This is a genomic window from Kitasatospora sp. NPDC051914, assembly GCF_040680995.1.
In the GTDB taxonomy this organism is placed as follows: Bacteria; Actinomycetota; Actinomycetes; order Streptomycetales; family Streptomycetaceae; genus Kitasatospora.
Map to the genome: position 1 here is coordinate 26,429 of NZ_JBFAXX010000026.1, position 15,708 is coordinate 42,136.

The window sequence follows — 15,708 nt, forward strand, 5'->3', positions numbered from 1 at the left end:
CGTTGTTCCTGGAGGACACCGTGAAGCTCCGCCTGCACGCCGCACCGCTCGCCGAGACCGTCGCCTACGTCGCCCGCGCCCTGCCCGCCCGGCCGCCGGTGCCGGTCCTGGCCGGCATCCTCCTCGCCACCACCCCCGAGGGCTGCGAGCTGCTGCTGGAGGCCGGACACGGCGACGACGCCCACGCCACCGACGCATTCCCTGCCACACCACCGGCGCCCTCGAGGACGCCGACGCCATCGCCTTCAACCCCGGCTACCTCGCCTCTCCGCCGCCTGACCACCCGAACCCCGATCCGGAAGGAGCCCTCGGCATGGCCGACTGGCGCGGCACCATGACCTCCGACGACCGCGATGATCGCTGCCCGCGCGCCGATCGCCCCTGCTGGTATGCCGGGCTATTCGAAGTTGCTGATTTCGGGCCGGCCCCGGGTGCCCGGGCGCTAGCGCGGCCAGTCGGGTGCGGGGTCGGTGGCGAGCAGTGGACGGACGGCGCCCAGCACGGCGCCGATGCACACGTCGCGCAGCTCGGCCCGGCTGCAGGTCTGCTGCGTGAGCCAGTCCACGCACAGCACCTGGACGAAGACCAGCCAGCTCTTCAGGACGCCGGAGACCGCCTCGCGGGCGCTGTCGTCGGCGAGGGGGAGCACGCCCAGCAGCCGGGCGCGGAGGGCGTCGAGCTCGTTGGTCATGATCGTCTGGATCACCGGGTCGCCGGCCAGCACCCGGTTGGCGGCGAGCACGGCGTTGCGGTTCGCGACGAAGTAGTCCAGGTGGGTATCCAGGCCTTGGCCGAGCTGCTCGACGAGGGTGTCCGCGGGATCGAACCGGGTCTCGGCGAGCAGCTGGTCGGCCGCCTGCTGGTAGACCGCCGCGAAGAGGTCGTGCTTGCCGGCGAAGTGACGGTAGAGCAGCGCGCGGGAGACGCCGGCCCGCTCGGCGACCTCCTCCATCTGCACCTCGTCGTACGGGTGGGCGGCGAAGAGCTGCGCGGCGACGGTGAGCAGCTGGGCGCGGCGGTCGGCGGGGCTGAGCCGTTGGCGGGGAGGCACGGGTGAAGGTTACTTGACACGCGTCTACCAGCGCGCCCTACTCTAGTAGACGCGTGTCAACTAACTGGGGGCGGGACTCGGGAGGGGCCATGGCCAGGACGCTGAGGGTGCTCGTGCTGATGATGGGGATCTCGTGCGTGGCGATCGGGCTCGGACACGTGCTGCTCGGCAACGCCTCCATCCCCGGGGCGGGCGCCGCCGGGACGACGATCGACAGCCTGGGGCGCTTCTTCGGTGCGATCTTCGCCGGGTACGGACTGGCCTGGCTGTGGGTCGCCCGGCAACGGCCGATCCCGGCGACGGCCGTGCGCTGGCTGGCCGGGGTGCTCCTGCTGGGCGGGGCGGGCCGGCTGCTGTCGCTCGCCCGGCATGGCTGGCCGCACTGGTTCCAGGTGGCCCTGACGGTGATCGAACTCGCCCTGCCGCCGGTCTACTTCTGGCTGGCCGACGCCGAGGAACGGGTACTTGCGGGGCGCACCTGATCCCCGCTCATCCGCGGCGAGCGGCGCCAGGCCGAGCACGCGCGGGACGCCTCGGTGGCCGTCGGCTGCCGGTGCGGCGTCATCCTGTGGACAGGGCTCCGGCTTGTCAGGGCCAGCCAAGGTGCGCCCGGACTTGCCGCGTACGCGGTCTCGCACAGGCCTTCGCACCCTCACGGTTCTGATCGGTCCGGCCGGAAGCGGCAAGACCACGTTCACGAACGGCGTGCCCTCGCGCGAGATCGTCTCCCTGGACGAGCCCTGGTGACCGGCGGCGACGCCGGCGACCAGAGCGCCACTGCCGAGGCCGTCCAGCTGCAGAACCTGCTGATCGAGGCGCGACTGAGCCGCCGCCGCACTCTCTACCTCGACTCCACGAACGTCGAGGCCGAGGTCAGGGTGCAGCTGGTCGAGCGGGCACGCCGCCACGGTCGGCCGCTGCCGGCGATTGCGACGAACCTCCCAAAGGGGCGGCGCCCGGTCATCGACCGGGCGCCGCCCTTTTTTGCTTCCGGTTTCGAACACCCAACCCCGGTGCGCGCGGAGGGTCCGGCTGCAGGACGTTACAGCGGCAGCTGGCGGAGCATCACGGCGTAGCGCGGGAGACCGTGCCGTAGGCCCGGAGGGTGTCGGCCGGGTCGCCGGGGCGGCCTCGCAGGGTGGCGTCCAGGAAGGCGAGGGTGGCCGCGGCGACGACGCGCGGGCTCTCGGTGCGGCCCAGGGTGCCGACGATCGAGGGCACCGGCGGCAGGTAGAGCGGGCCGTCCATGAAGGTGAGGTGCCCGGCGCCGGGGACGGTGAGCCGGTAGCTCGTCGCGGTGCTGTGCTCGAGGGCCTCGGTGAGCCGGGGCAGATAGCGCGGGTCGGTGCCGGCGGTGATCTCCTGGGTGAGCGCGAGCGCCGGCTGCTCGAGGGCGGGCGTGGTGGGGCCGTGGGGGTAGCCGTCCAGGTCGACGACGGCGTCGAACCGGCGGTCCTGCCGGGCCGCCTGCAGGGCGGCGGCTCCGCCCAGGGAGTGACCGGCCACCGCGGCGCGGCCGGTGTCCAAGCGTCCGGTCAGCGGGTCGGCGGTCTCACCGCGGTCCAGGCGCTCCAGCTGGGTGAGGACGAAGCCGAGGTCGGCGGCCCGGACGGCGGTCCAGCCGGCGGCCAGCTCCTCGTCCCTGTCGCGGTCCCCGGAGGAGGCGGTGGTGGCGCGGATCGTGCGGCCGTCGGCGAGGACGACGACGGCGGAGTCGTACGGGTGGTCGAGGGCGGCGACCAGGTAGCCGTGGCTGGCCAGCTCCTCCGCCCAGGCGGTGTTCTGGGACCGTACCCCGCCCGACCCCGGGGAGAAGAGGACCACCGGGAACCGTTCTTTCCCGCCGGCCACCGGGGCGTCGACGACCGCGCGGCTGCGGGCCCGCGGGACGCCGTCGACCAGGAAGCCGGGCAGGCCGACCCCGCCGGCGAGGGCCTCGGAGACGGTCCGCGCCTCGTCCTCCGTGCGTCCCAGGTACTGGGCCCGAGGGACGCCCGCAGGGCTCTTCTGCGCCGGGTACCAGAGCTGGACCACGACCGTGCGCCGGTCGTCCGGATCGGCGGTGAAGCTCTCGGGGCGGAGCGGGTCGGTCCACTGCACCACCCGGGTGCCGACCGCGAAGTCGCCCGTCGGCTCGGGGAAGACGGGCACGGGGAAGGCCCAGGCGGCCACCGGGCCGGTGGCGATCAGGCCGGCGCAGGCCAGCGATCCCGGCAGGGCCAGCCACCAGCGGGCCCGCCGCGCCGGTCGGCCGGCACGGCGCCGCAGCAGGGGCGGGAGGGCGAACGCCGAGGCGACGGCGGCGCCGGCCAGGACCGGCAGCATCTGCCAGCGGATCCCCACGATGCCCAGCACGATCGCCGACGGTACGAGGACCGCCCCGGCCGCGACGGTGACGGGCCGGCGGGCGGCCGGGGGGAGCCAGCGCGCCATCAGCAGCGCGACGGCGCCCAGCAGGACGAGGACTTCCGGAAGGGGGAGGAACAGCCCCGGGATGGTTTCGGTCACCCGGCCATGCTCGGCGCCGGGTCCGCGCCGCCGCATCGGCCCCGGGTCGCCGCCGACTGCGACCGGGGTGGCAACCGGGGCGGGCCGCGGTGCGACCGGAGTGGCAACCGGGCACCCCGGACCAGCGGCCGGCCTGCGACCGCGGGAGGTGGCGGGTCTCCTCCTGCGGTCGTACCCCGGCACATTGCGCTCCGACGCCGGGCTCATGTGCGGCGCGGGCCCGCGGCCTAGGCTGCGGCTGTACGCGGTGGCGGCCCCGGCCGGCCGCCACGACGGCCGATCGACGAAGAGGTGTGACGGTGCGCCACCGGGACCGGGTACCGCCCCTGGTGTGGGACTCGGTGCTGCCGGCGCTGCTCCTGCTCAACGTCGTGACCACGTACCCGGCCCGGGAGCTGCCGGTGGCAGCGGCGCTCACCGCCGCACTGGCGCTGCCCCTGCTGTGGCGGCGCCGGGCCCCGCTCGCGGTGTTCACCACCGTGGTGGCCGCGGCCTTCGTCCAGTGGCTGGCGGACGTCCAACTGCCCGCGGACATCGCCCTGCTGGTGGCCCTGTACACGGCGGCCGCGCACACGGGTCGGCGCGGCACGCTGCTCGCCGCCGCCGTCGTGGAGGGCGGGGCCGTGCTGGCCTGCCTGCGCTGGGCACCGGACGGCGCGTTTTTGACCCCGTTCGTCGCGCTCTCCGCGACGGTGGTCGCCGCCGCCGTCCTCGGGGTGAACGTGCGGACCGGCCGGGCCTACCTCGCCGCCGTGCAGGAGCGGGCCGAACGGCTGGCGCTGCACCAGGAGCAGCAGGCTCGGCTGGCCGTCGCCGAGGAGCGTGCCCGGATCACCCGCGAGATGCACGACATCGTCACCCACAACCTGTCCGTCATGGTCGCGCTCACCGATGCCGCCGTCTACGCGCAGCACAGGTCCCCGGACCGGGCCACCGCCGCGATGCTGCAGATCTCCGAGACGGGCCGACAGGCCCTCGCCGACATGCGGCGCTCGCTGGGCGTCCTGCGGGCCGACGAGCCGGACGCCGAGCGCCACCCGCTGCCCGGCATCGCCCAGCTGGAGGCCCTCGCCGACCAGATGACCGCCGCCGGGCTGCCGACCGGCCTGGAGGTCCGCGGCGGCCACGCCCACCTGCCGGCCACCACGCAACTCACCGTCTACCGCCTGGTGCAGGAAGCGTTGACCAACACCCTCAAGCACACCCCCGCCGGCACCCGCGCGACGGTCCTGGTCGAGTGCTCGGCCGGGAGCGTCGGCGTGGAGGTCACCGACAGCGGCCCCCAGCCGGCGCTTCCCGCCGCCGCGCCTCCCGGCCACGGTATTCCCGGCATGCGCGAGCGCGCGGCCGCCTACGGGGGGACGCTGCGGGCCGGACCGCTTCCGGGCGGCGGCTGGGGAGTGCGGACCCGGCTCCTGCTCAACAGCGGCGGGACGGGCGCCGCATGACGATCCGCATCGTGATCGCCGACGACGAGGCGCTGCTCCGGATGGCCTTCGGCACGGTCCTGGAGGCCCAGCCCGACATGGCGCCGGTCGGCGAGGCCGCGGACGGCGCCCAGGCCGTCCGCCTCGCCCGGGAACTGCGGCCCGACGTCGTCCTGATGGACGTCCGGATGCCCGGGACGGACGGGATCGAGGCAACCCGGCAGGTCGTCGAGGTCTCCCCGGGGAGCAGGGTGCTGATCCTGACCACCTTCGACCTGGACGCGTACGCCTTCGCCGCGCTCGGCGCCGGGGCCTCGGGCTTCCTGCTGAAGAACACCCGGCCCGAGGAGCTGCTCACCGCGATCCGCAACGTCGCGGCGGGCGACGCGGTGCTCTCCCCGCGGATCACCCGGCGCCTGCTGGAGGACTTCCGTCCGCACCTGGCCGACGGGGGCACCGCCGTCCGCGACGAGCGGCTGGACCGGCTCAGCGCCCGGGAGCGCGAGGTGCTCGTCGAGGTCGGTCGCGGCCTGTCCAACGCCGAGATCGCGGCCGCCCTGTACCTCGCGGAGGCGACCGTGAAGTCCCACCTGGGGCGGATCCTGCTCAAGCTGGAACTCCGCGACCGGATCCAGGCCGTGGTCTTCGCCCACGAGAACCGCCTGGTCCCCCCGGCCTGACGCCGGCCGAGGGCTCAGAACAGCGGCCAGACCGCGGCCCGGACCGGGCCGACCACGTCGCCGACGGGGACGGCGCCGCCGGTGGGGTTGTTGCTGTGGTAGCGGGAGTCCGCGGAGTCGCTGCGGTGGTCGCCATCGACCGGGAAGAACGAGCAAATCAAACGACGGTTACATGATCGTCCGGACAGCTCCTGGTGGGTCCTGCCGGTGCCCACCTCGTTCTCAGGATGGAGATCGAGCTCCGCGGGCCGCTCGCGCTCGCGACGCCCCTTCTACGCCGCCGCATGCGTCCAGAACTCGAACGCGACATCGCCACGATCAAGGCGACGCTGGAAGGAGGAGCCGGCAGGCCTCCCGAACGTTCGCCTCGGAGCGGAGGCTGACCGAGTCGTTCGGCCTGTTCGAGGTGGGTGGCGCCTGGTCGCGATGCTTGCCGCCGGTGCGAGGCTGCCGGTCAGTTGAATCTTCACGGTGGCTGCGGCGCAGTGGTGATGCTTGCCCTCGAAGTCACTCCTCTGCGGCGCAGCAGTCCGATGGCGTCACCGAGTCGGTTGAGTAACTGTCGAAGTGTGCGCGAACACCGAGCCGCGGTCGTGCCAGCCGCCGTCGCTTCCGCCGCGGTGGCCTTGGTGCTGCACGGTCTGTTCCTGCGGCCGAGGATGCTGACCTGGGGCGCGACGAGCGAGGAGGCGGCGCGGTCCTATCCCGGGGATGAGCTCATTCCCGGTGCTGACAGCGGCTCGACGATGGCCACGACCCTGCCGGCGCCGCCTTCGAAGGTGTGGCCGTGGCTGGTGCAGATGGGCTGCGACCGAGGCGGCTGGTACAGCTGGGACCGGCTGGACAACGGCGGACGGCCGAGCGCGGAGAGCATCGTCCCCGAGTGGCAGAACCCGGCAGTGGGGCAACGGATTGCATCGGTGCCCAGTGGTCGCGCCTGGTTCACCGTCGCGGTACTCGTGCCGGAACGGACCCTGGTGCTGCGGGACGATACGAGTGTGCCGTCGGGGCGCCCGTTCGACCCGACCGAGGGGCGCGCGCCGGGGGCGTTCGTCAGCTCGGTGTGGGGCTTCCACCTCGAACCGGCCGGTCCGAACACCCGCCTGGTCGTCCGCACGCACGGCCGCAGCTGCCCGCGCGTGCTCACCAGGCCGATCGACCTGCTGTTCTGGGAACCCGCCCACTTCGTCATGCAGACCCGCCAGTTCCACAACCTGCGCGCGCGGCTCCGGCGGGCCGTGACCGGGCATCCGGGGAGGCCGTGATGAGCGCCGACTCCACCTTCGATCCCGTCGGCGGCCCGCTGCTGCTGGACGGTGCGCTGCCCGAGTTCGGATTCTCCCGGCTCGAATACGTGGCGCTCGCCGCGGCACCTCCCGTGGCCTACGAGGCGGCGCGCGGGCTGGACCTGCTCACCCTCGACTCCCCGCTCCTCAACGCGGCCATGTGGGCGCGAGGGCTGCCGGACCGACTGCGCGGCCGGCCCGTCCCGACCCCGCCGTCGATGCGCGTGGCCGACCTGTTCGACGGTGCCGGGGACGCGTGGGAGGACCAGCCCTGGGTGGCGCTCGGCGAGAGCCCGGGGCGTGAGCTCGTCTTCGGGGCGGTCGGGAAGCCGTGGCAGGCCTCGATCGAGTGGCGGCGGGTCGAAGCCGAGGAGTTCGCGTCGTTCGACGAGGCCGGCTGGGCGAAGATGGCGGCCGCCTTCGTGGTCCATCCGTACGGCACCCGGCGGTCCCTGCTCACCTACGAGGCGCGTACCGTCTGTACCGATCCGGAATCCACCGCCCGCTTCGACCGCTACTGGACGCTCGTCTCCGCAGGCGTTGGCGTCGTTCTGCGCGGGACGCTCCGAGCGATCAGGGCGGCGGCCGAACAGCGTGCCCGGGCTGCTCGGTCGGATGCGTTCTCGGAACGGTGACTCGATCACCCGGGCAGCACGGTTTGCCTCTGGCCGTCACCCCGCTTCGGCCTGTGGCCCGGAGGGCCCGAACGCCTGCAGGTGGTTCCGTACGCCGTCGGCGAGGACCTCGATGTCGGGGCAGGCGTGCGCGTCGACGACAACGCCGATGTTGAACTGCTCGGCGTAGGAGAGCGCGGCGATCGCGAGGGTGAAGTTCCCGGTGATCGGCACCACCGGGAAGAGCTCGGTGACCCGCGCCCCGGCGAGGTGGAGCGGGATCGGGGGGCCGAAGATGTTCCCGACATAGGGGTTCGCCCAGCGCTGATGGCCGAGGCCGCGCATCACGGCCCGCTGGACGACGCGGTTGCGGCCGAGGATTCCTTCGGCCGGGCCGACGACGTAGTGCTTCTGTCGGGCGCTCGCGGCGGCTATCGGCCGCAGTCGGCGGACCGCATCGGGCTCACCGATCGGGAGCGGAACGAACATCATTCCGGACCGGTTGCCGCGCGCCTGGCCGGATTCCTCATTCGGCCGGTCTTCGGCGCCGACCTCGCCGTCCCGCTCCTCGACGTTGGCACGGCACCGTTCGGTCGGGCAACCGCCCGGCCGGCAGCGCCGCGGTGGGGGAGTTGCGGCCGCGGACCCCGGCCCGCGGCGGCGCGTTCGTCGACGAGTCCGCCCCGCGCATCACCCTGCCGGCCCGGGACAGGGCCGGCTGGGCGAACCTGTGTGCGCTGATCACTGCGGCTGGGCCGCCCGCGCTGAACGCGGCAGCGGCCAGCCGATCGTCCCCTGAGCAGCGATCCAGTCCCACGCCGAGGGCCTGACCGTGCTGCTCGGCCCCGCCTCCCAACCGGTGCGAGCGCTCGCCGCCGGCCGACCCGACACCGCCACCGAACTCCTCGCCCCCTTGGCGCGAGGTCTTCGGACCGCACCTGCACCTGGAAGCCGTCCACCACCGGCGCACCGGCACCGGACCCGGCTCGCTGCGGCTTGCGGCCCGTACCGTCGGTCTCGCCGCGGGCCTCGACCTGCTCGCCGTGCTCACCAACGCCGTCCGCTTCCTAGACCCGGCGCAGGCGAAGGTCGCGGACGTGCTGGACGCGGCGCGGCTGCTGATGCCGATCCGGCCGGGCCGAACGTGCAACGGCGAGCGCACCCTGAAGGACCACCGCGAGATGGCCGCCCGGCGGAGGAGGTCACTTGTGCGGCCGGGCACAGGTCGTCGACGACGTGAAGGAGATGGGCATCCGCGTTCAGGCCCGTGGCTCGGGCGCGGGCTCCCTGGTGGTGCACCTGCTGGGATCGGCTTCGCGAACCCGCTCGACCACGGTCTGATCATGGAACGGTTCCTCAACCTGGGGCGCAGGAGCCTGCCGGACATCGACATCGACGTGGAGTCCGCCCGCCGCCCGGAGGTGTACCGGCGGATCATGGCCCGCTACGGCACCGAGCGGGTCTGCGCCCCGTCGATGCCGGAGACCTGCCGGGCCCGGCACGCCATCCGCTTCCCTGTCAGGTTCAGCATGTTGAGCTCGAACCGCGATCGGCATGAGCCCAGGTAGCGGGACGCCTGATAGCCGAGACCGCTTCCATGGCTCATGGTCAACGCGTGCGGACCCAGGGTGGGACGAGCCGTTCCGAGGCTCTTGTGCCGGTGCGGGTCGTGCCTGCTGACAGTTGCTCGTCCGTCTGTCCTGGGCTGCGTCGACCCGACCCTCTCCATTGCCGCCTCCCGCCCATGTCAGGTCCGGGGCAGCGGCGGCAGGGGCCGGGTGGCGATAGCCCGTGCTTCGGCGCGCGTCATGCCGAACATGCGCAGCAGGCGGAAGGCCAGCTGGTCGGAAACATGCTCGGCATCGAGGTCCGGGCGGGTCTCCAGCAGGTGGAGCACTCCGAGCAGGGCGCCGCCGACCATGGCCACAGAAGTGCGCGGGTCGTCGATGTCCAGCCGTCCGTCGTCGGCGGCGGCCCGTAGATCCCGCATCGCCCGAGGTGCCAAGCCTCTGTCCGAGGTGAGATAGGGCATGCCCGTACGGACGAGAATCCTGGCGATCTGCGGATGGGTGCGCTGCAGCCGACCGGTCAGGCGGACGCTGGCGGCGAAGATCTCCGCGGGGTCCTTGAGGTCTCCCGCCACGGATTCCAGGAGTTCGCCGTGTTGCTCCAGGGTGAGGGCGACGGCGGCGTCGAACAGCTCGTCCTTGCTGGTGAAGTGGTTGTAGAAGGAGCCGAAGCCGACGTCCGCCGCCTCGGTGATCTCTTGGATGCTCACGTCGGTTCTCCCCTGCTCGGCGAGAAACCCCTGCGCGGCGGCGATCAGCGCGGCTCGGGTGAGCGCCTTGCGCCGGTCCAGGCGGTTGGGTGGGCGGCTGGGGGTCCGGCTATCGGCCTTGCTCTGGGGGTCGGTACTCATCCCTCCACCTTACCCGGTGAATCAGTTTTGATTTTTTCATCAACACTGATGTCTGTTGACGATGCTGCCATCTGGACTGATTCTTTCATCACTGCTGACTGGAGCTGCTCGCAGGAGTGGCCCGGTCGGCGCCTGTCCAGGACTCAGGAGAGCCGATGAGTATCCAGGTCGTCCGCACCGCAGACGGCTGGTGGGTGGAGAGCGGCACAGGACGGCTGCACCGCGTCGAGACCGACGCGGACACCACCGCCGGCCTGCTCGCCGACCGTTCCGCCGTGCAGCAGGCGGCCGCCCACGCCGCGGCTGCCCCCGACGCCGGGCCTTCCGCTCGAGAGGCGGAGCTGCTGTCGCCCGTCACCACCCCGTGCCGGGTGGTGGCGCAGATGGTCAACTACCGTTCCCACGCGGTGGATTCCGGGTTCGACCCGGACACCGTCCCGCCCGCGTTCTTCCGCAAGGCCTCCGGGTCCGTCAGCGGCCCCTACCAGGACATCGTCCGGCCGCCGCACGTGCGTTTCCTCGACTACGAGGTGGAGCTCGGGCTGGTGATGGGCGCGAACCTGCCGGTCGGCACCGAGGTCACCGACCCCACCCTGGCGGAGTACGTCGCCGCGCTGGTGGTTGCCGACGACGTCAGCGCGCGTGACCTGCAGCTGCCGAAGACGCAGTTCTACGAGTCCAAGTCGTACCCGACCTTCACTCCGCTCGGGCCCCGGCTGCTCCTGGTCGATGCCGACGATCTGGCCCGCCTGCCGGACCTGCGGCTCACGCTGAGGGTCAACGGGGCCACGAGGCAGGACCGCACCACCGCGGACATGATCGTCCGACCCGCGCGTGCCCTCAGCCTGCTGGCCCGCTTCCAGACCCTGCAGCCCGGTGACGTCCTGCTCACCGGAACCCCCGGCGGCACCGCCCTGAAGTCTCCCGGCAGGCTCCTGACCACGCTTGCCGCCCTGCTGCCCCCGCACAAGCGCTGGCAGAAGTTCTTCGCCCGCCAGCTGGCGAACCCCGACTACCTCAAGGACGGCGACGCCGTCACGGCCCGTATCGCCACCGATGACGGCGCACTCGATCTCGGTGAGCAGCGCACGGTGGTGCGCGCCCGCTGACGACTCCCGGGACCCCCGCCCGGGACCGGCCGGCCCGGCATCCCCGTACCGGGCCGGCCACCTGACCCCACCCCTCCCTCACCCTGCAAAGGCGCACAGGTGACACTCACACCCACCGACCTGCTGTGGCCCGCCCCCGAGAGCATCGCGGACCTGGCCGCGATCGAGGCCGTTCCGCTCCATGAGCGCGGCCTGCCCGCCACCACCTACGACACCGTGCTGCGCGCCGCCCGCCTGTGGCCCGACCGCCCGGCCCTGACGGTGCTGCCCGACGCCGCGCGCTTCCTGAGCCCCACCACCGTGACCTTCGCGCAGCTGCGCGACCAGGTGCACCGCACCGCCAACCTGCTGCGCGCGCTCGGCGTCACCCGCCGCGCCGCTGTGGGCCTGCTCGCGCCGAACACCGCGGAGCTGCCCGCCGCCCTGCTGGCCGCGCAGGCCGCGGGCATCGCCGCCCCGGTCAACCCGGGCCTGGCGTCCGAGCACGTCGAGCAGTTGCTGCGGCGCGGCGGCGCGCGGGTACTCATCGCCGCCGGTCCACAGCTGGATGCACAGGTGTGGGCCACGGCCCGGCAGGTCGCCGCGGCCTTGCGGCTGGACGCACTGCTGGCGCTGGCCCCGACCCTGCCGGAGGGCCCAACCCCCGCTCTGGACCCCGTCGAAGGCGTACGCGTCGGCTACCTCACGGAGCTGGCCGCCTCCCATCCCGCAGACCGGCTGGTGGGCATCGAGCCCCCGGCCGCCGACGACCTGGCCGCCTACTTCCACACCGGCGGCACTACCGGAACTCCCAAGCTCGCCGCGCACACGCACGCCAACGAGGTCGTCGACGCCTGGACGGTGGCCGCGAGCATCCCCCTCGAAGAGGACTCGGTGATGTTCGCGGCGCTGCCGCTGTTCCACGTCAACGCCCTGATCGTCACCCTGCTCGGCCCGCTGCTGCGCGGCCGGGGAGTGGTGTGGGCCGGGCCGCTGGGCTACCGCGATCCCGAGCTGTACCCGGTGTTCTGGAAGCTGGTGGAGCACTATCGCATCGCCGCCATGTCCGGCGTGCCCACCGTGTACTCCGTCCTCGCCAGTGTCCCCGTCGACGCGGACATCTCCAGCATGCGGTTCGCCGCCGTCGGCGCCTCGCCCCTCCCGCCCGCCGTACGGGAGTCCTTCGAGGAGCACACCGGCATCCCGCTGTGCGAGGGCTACGGGCTGACCGAGGCGACCTGTGCCTCAGCCCTCGGCCTGCCCGGTCACACCCGGCCCGGCAGTGTCGGCCGACGCCTGCCCTACCAGCAGGTCAAGACCGTGCGGATCGACCCGAACACCGGCGAGCGGCACGACCTGCCGCCCGGCACCACCGGGGTGCTCGCCGTCAGCGGCCCGGTCGTCTTCGCCGGGTACGTTGCCGAGCACACCGCCCAGGGGCCGCGCCTGGAGACCGCGGGGAAGGTCCGCGGCGGCTGGCTGGACACGGGCGACCTGGCCCGCATCGACGCCGACGGCTTCATCCATCTCGCCGGCCGCGCCAAGGACCTGATCATCCGCGGGGGCCACAACATCGACCCCGCCGCGATCGAGGACACCCTCCTCGCCCACCCCGAGGTCACCGCCGCCGCGGCGGTCGGCCGCCCCGACCCCCACGCGGGCGAAGTGCCCGTCGCCTACGTCACCCTCGCCCCCGGCGCCCAGGCCGACCCCGCCGAACTGCTCACCTGGGCCACCGAACGAGTCCCCGAACGCGCAGCCGCCCCGCGCGAGGTGCTCGTGATCGACGCCATCCCGCTCACCGCCGTGGGCAAGCCCTACAAGCTCGGCCTGCGCCTGGACGCCACCCGTCGCGCGGTCCACGCCGAACTGGCCGCCCAGGGCGCGGACTGCGATCCGGAGCTCGTCCTGTGCCGGCCGCACGACGGCGGTGTCCACGTCACGTTGCCCGCCCTTGCCGACGAAGCGGCACGACGCAGGGTCACCGCAGCCCTGGACCGTTACGTCCTGCACTGGCAGTACGCCCCCAGTAAGCCACCTGAGAGAGAACTCCCGTGAGCACCACCGCCATCGTCCTCGCCGTCCTCCTCGCCGGGACATTCCTCCTGTTGGGAGCGGCCAAGCTCGCGGCAGTCCCCGCGATGCGCCAGGCCGCGGCCCACGTCGGCATGACCACCACCCACTACCGCCTGCTGGGTGCTCTGGAGGTGGCGGCAGCGGCCGGACTGCTGCTCGGCCTGCGGATCACCGCGCTCGGTGCCGCCGCGTCGGTCGGCTTGATCCTGCTCATGGCCGGAGCCGTCGTCGTCCATCTACGCAGCGGTGACCCGGCGGCCCGCTGCCTGCCGGCCGTCGTCGTGGGTGTCCTGGCCGGGGCCCATCTCGTCGTGCTGGCCGGCGGCTGAGTGCCCCGCTGGAAGTACCGCGATGGGCCGTCAGCCGCCCGCGGCGCCGTCGTGGCCGGTCGCGCCGTTCCCCGCGCCCCTTCAGGGTGCTGCCGAATCGCAGCGGACTTCGCCGGACCCGCTCGGCAGCGCCGCCGCCGGGACCCGAGGAGCATCACGACGAGCCGCATCGACGTCCGCCGGCATCTGCCGCCCTGTGCCTCCACGCCATGGCCGGCGTAGCGCAGCATCCGCGCTCGGGGCCACCGCCGCAGGCAGCCTTCCTTCCTACGGCTGTACGGCGCCCGCCGCATCTCCACCGCCTCGGCTGCCGAGGTGCTGTGCGCCTCTGAATCGACACCGCTGTTTCCGGCGACCGGGGAAACGCCCCTGGCCCTCTTCCCCTGCCTCTCCTGACCCGTCCCCACCCCATGGCACCGAGCCGTGACATCCCATGGAGCACCCATGAACGACATCGACGTTCCCGTCCTCATCGTCGGCGGAGGCGGTGCGGGGCTCACCGCCTCCATGCTGCTCAGCCGCATGGGCATCGAGTCCCTGCTGGTCACCGCCTGGCCCAGCACCTCCGTCCTGCCCAAGGCCCATGTCCTGAACCAGCGCGCCATGGAGGTCATGCGCGACGCCGGCGTCGCCGACACCGTCTACGCCGCCTCCACCCCGGCCGAGCAGATGTCCCACACCGCCTGGTACGTCGGTCTGGCCGGCGGCCATGAGGACCACGGCCGCAGGGTGGCCCTGATGGAGGCCTGGGGCGCGGGCGGGAACTCTCCGGAGTGGCTCGCGGCCAGCCCCGAGCGGCAGGCCAACCTGCCCCAGATCCGCCTGGAGCCGGTCCTGCGCGCACGCGCCGAGGAACTCTCGCCCGGCAGGGTCCGCTTCCATCACGAGCTGACCGGACTCGCCCAGGACGGCGAGGGCGTCACCGCCGTCATCACCGACCGCGACAGTGGCGAGACCTACCGGGTGCGGGCCCGGTACCTGCTGGGCTGCGACGGCGGCCGTACCGTCGGGCCCGCCCTGGGCACCGTGCAGGAGGGCGTGCGCGACCTCGCCCGCGTGGTCTCCTTCCACATCTCCGCCGACCTGTCCCGCTGGGCGCGCGACCCGGAGGTGCTGATCCGCTGGCTGTGGCTGCCCGACCTCGGCATTCCCGGTGTTCTCGTCCCCATGGGCCCCGACCACTGGGGGCCCGAGTCCGAGGAGTGGGTCTTCCACCTCAACTACGGGCCCGATGACGGCCGCGCGCTGGACGACGAGTCGGTCCTGGCCGACCTGCGCACGGGACTGGGCCTGAACGAAGAAGATGTGACGGTCCACATGATCTCCCGCTGGACTCTGGAAGGCGTGGTCGCCGACCGCTACCGCGTCGGTCGCGTCCTGATCGCCGGCGACGCCGCCCACCGCCACCCGCCCACCGGCGGCCTCGGCCTGACCTCCGCCATGCACGACGTCCAGAACCTCACCTGGAAACTCGCCGCCGTCCTGAACGGCCATGCCGGCGACGCCCTGCTCGACACCTACGAGGCCGAACGGCGCCCGGCGGACGCCACCAACGTCCGGCGCTCGCTGGAGAACGCCATGAACCACATCGCCATCAACGCCCTCTTCGGCGGCGGACCCGGAGCCGGCGAAGAGGAGAACTGGCGGCAGGCCCGCCGCCTGTGGAGCGAGGACCCCGCCGACGTCGACTTCCGCCGCACCTTCCTGGCCGCCGTGGCCGCCCAGTCCATGGAGTTCAACGAACTGGGCGTCGAGTTCGGCTACACCTACGACTCCGCAGCCGTCGTCCCCGACGGCACCCCCGCACCCGACAACCCCGACCCCGTCCGCATCTACCAGCCCGCCGCCCGCCCAGGACACCCGCTGCCCCACGCCTGGCTGGAGGACCTCGACGGCCGTCGCACGGCCCTGGCCCACCTGGTGCGCCCCGGCCGCCTGCTGCTGATCGCCGGAGAGAACGGTCAGGCCTGGTGCGAGGCCGCCGAGAAGATCGCCGCCGAGAGCGGGCTGCCGCTGGACGCCATCCGGATCGGCCACGTCGACGGCGACTACCGCGACCCGCGCTCCACCTGGACCGCCGCCCGCGGCCACACACCGCAAGGCGCCGTCCTCGTGCGCCCGGACCGCTTCATCGGCTGGCGCGCCCACGGCGCGGCCACCGACCCGGCCGCCGAACTCACCACCGCACTGGACTCCCTCCTCGCCCGGTAGGAACCGCCCACCTGCCGTG

The 15,708-nt window shown here is 73.1% G+C and carries 15 protein-coding genes and 2 pseudogenes; 12 read left to right on the top strand and 5 right to left on the bottom strand.

Annotated elements, in window-relative coordinates; all coding sequences use genetic code 11:
* Positions 1-20: 20 nt before the first annotated feature.
* A complete protein-coding gene (locus AB0M03_RS18670) occupies positions 21-338 on the top strand; it encodes a hypothetical protein (RefSeq protein ID WP_363492721.1) in 318 nt (105 codons plus the stop codon).
* Between the two features lie 104 nt (positions 339-442).
* Here the strand turns inward: AB0M03_RS18670 and AB0M03_RS18675 are convergent, their stop codons facing one another.
* The gene (locus tag AB0M03_RS18675) at positions 443-1,051 is read right to left on the bottom strand and encodes a TetR/AcrR family transcriptional regulator (protein WP_363492648.1); all 609 of its coding nucleotides are present in this window, start codon (positions 1,049-1,051) and stop codon (positions 443-445) included.
* Between the two features lie 89 nt (positions 1,052-1,140).
* Between AB0M03_RS18675 and AB0M03_RS18680 the strand changes: the two genes are divergently transcribed.
* On the top strand, positions 1,141-1,533 hold the full coding sequence (locus AB0M03_RS18680; RefSeq protein ID WP_363492649.1) for a DUF4345 domain-containing protein: 393 nt from the start codon (positions 1,141-1,143) through the stop codon (positions 1,531-1,533).
* Positions 1,534-1,794: 261 nt separating this feature from the next.
* A complete protein-coding gene (locus AB0M03_RS18685) occupies positions 1,795-2,127 on the top strand; it encodes a hypothetical protein (protein WP_363492650.1) in 333 nt (110 codons plus the stop codon).
* Here the strand turns inward: AB0M03_RS18685 and AB0M03_RS18690 are convergent.
* Positions 2,117-3,595, bottom strand: a complete 1,479-nt coding sequence (locus AB0M03_RS18690) for a hypothetical protein (RefSeq protein ID WP_363492651.1) — start codon at positions 3,593-3,595, stop codon at positions 2,117-2,119. The two genes, AB0M03_RS18685 and AB0M03_RS18690, sit on opposite strands and share 11 nt — an antisense overlap.
* Before the next feature lie 263 nt (positions 3,596-3,858).
* Between AB0M03_RS18690 and AB0M03_RS18695 the strand changes: the two genes are divergently transcribed.
* Together AB0M03_RS18695 and AB0M03_RS18700 are read left to right on the top strand one after the other, a co-directional pair.
* Positions 3,859-5,007 carry a histidine kinase gene (locus AB0M03_RS18695; RefSeq protein WP_363492652.1) on the top strand — a complete coding sequence of 383 codons (1,149 nt, stop codon included), beginning with the start codon at positions 3,859-3,861 and terminating at the stop codon, positions 5,005-5,007.
* The gene (locus AB0M03_RS18700; protein ID WP_363492653.1) at positions 5,004-5,666 is read left to right on the top strand and encodes a response regulator transcription factor; all 663 of its coding nucleotides are present in this window, start codon (positions 5,004-5,006) and stop codon (positions 5,664-5,666) included. Before AB0M03_RS18695 ends, AB0M03_RS18700 begins: the two co-directional genes overlap by 4 nt.
* A 14-nt stretch (positions 5,667-5,680) precedes the next feature.
* On the opposite strand, the gene AB0M03_RS18705 is transcribed toward AB0M03_RS18700, so the two are convergent.
* Positions 5,681-5,827: a hypothetical protein gene (locus AB0M03_RS18705; RefSeq protein ID WP_363492654.1), complete on the bottom strand. Its 147-nt coding sequence runs from the start codon at positions 5,825-5,827 to the stop codon at positions 5,681-5,683.
* 408 nt (positions 5,828-6,235) lie between these two features.
* Between AB0M03_RS18705 and AB0M03_RS18710 the strand changes: the two genes are divergently transcribed.
* Both AB0M03_RS18710 and AB0M03_RS18715 read left to right on the top strand, forming a co-directional pair.
* Complete coding sequence (locus tag AB0M03_RS18710; RefSeq protein WP_363492655.1) at positions 6,236-6,931, top strand: hypothetical protein; 696 nt, start codon at positions 6,236-6,238, stop codon at positions 6,929-6,931.
* Positions 6,931-7,587 carry a hypothetical protein gene (locus AB0M03_RS18715; protein WP_363492656.1) on the top strand — a complete coding sequence of 219 codons (657 nt, stop codon included), beginning with the start codon at positions 6,931-6,933 and terminating at the stop codon, positions 7,585-7,587. The genes AB0M03_RS18710 and AB0M03_RS18715 overlap by 1 nt, the downstream gene beginning before the upstream one ends.
* A 36-nt stretch (positions 7,588-7,623) precedes the next feature.
* On the opposite strand, the pseudogene AB0M03_RS18720 reads toward AB0M03_RS18715, so the two are convergent.
* Positions 7,624-8,061, bottom strand: a pseudogene (locus AB0M03_RS18720) (WS/DGAT domain-containing protein); the annotation flags it as partial.
* Positions 8,062-8,201: 140 nt separating this feature from the next.
* Here AB0M03_RS18720 and AB0M03_RS18725 point away from each other — a divergent pair.
* Positions 8,202-9,077 (top strand): annotated as a pseudogene (locus AB0M03_RS18725) (hypothetical protein); the annotation flags it as partial.
* Between the two features lie 236 nt (positions 9,078-9,313).
* Here the strand turns inward: AB0M03_RS18725 and AB0M03_RS18730 are convergent.
* The gene (locus AB0M03_RS18730) at positions 9,314-9,985 is read right to left on the bottom strand and encodes a TetR/AcrR family transcriptional regulator (protein WP_363492657.1); all 672 of its coding nucleotides are present in this window, start codon (positions 9,983-9,985) and stop codon (positions 9,314-9,316) included.
* A 155-nt stretch (positions 9,986-10,140) separates the two neighbouring features.
* On the opposite strand from AB0M03_RS18730, the gene AB0M03_RS18735 reads away from it, so the two are divergent.
* From AB0M03_RS18735 to AB0M03_RS18750, 4 genes are all read left to right on the top strand, one after another.
* On the top strand, positions 10,141-11,094 hold the full coding sequence (locus AB0M03_RS18735; protein ID WP_363492658.1) for a fumarylacetoacetate hydrolase family protein: 954 nt from the start codon (positions 10,141-10,143) through the stop codon (positions 11,092-11,094).
* Positions 11,095-11,193: 99 nt separating this feature from the next.
* Entirely contained in the window at positions 11,194-13,131 is a 1,938-nt protein-coding gene (locus AB0M03_RS18740) for an acyl-CoA synthetase (RefSeq protein WP_363492659.1), read from the top strand.
* Positions 13,128-13,478 carry a DoxX family protein gene (locus AB0M03_RS18745; protein ID WP_363492660.1) on the top strand — a complete coding sequence of 117 codons (351 nt, stop codon included), beginning with the start codon at positions 13,128-13,130 and terminating at the stop codon, positions 13,476-13,478. The genes AB0M03_RS18740 and AB0M03_RS18745 overlap by 4 nt, the downstream gene beginning before the upstream one ends.
* A 444-nt stretch (positions 13,479-13,922) precedes the next feature.
* Positions 13,923-15,689: an FAD-dependent monooxygenase gene (locus AB0M03_RS18750; protein WP_363492661.1), complete on the top strand. Its 1,767-nt coding sequence runs from the start codon at positions 13,923-13,925 to the stop codon at positions 15,687-15,689.
* The last annotated feature ends 19 nt before the right edge of the window (positions 15,690-15,708 follow it).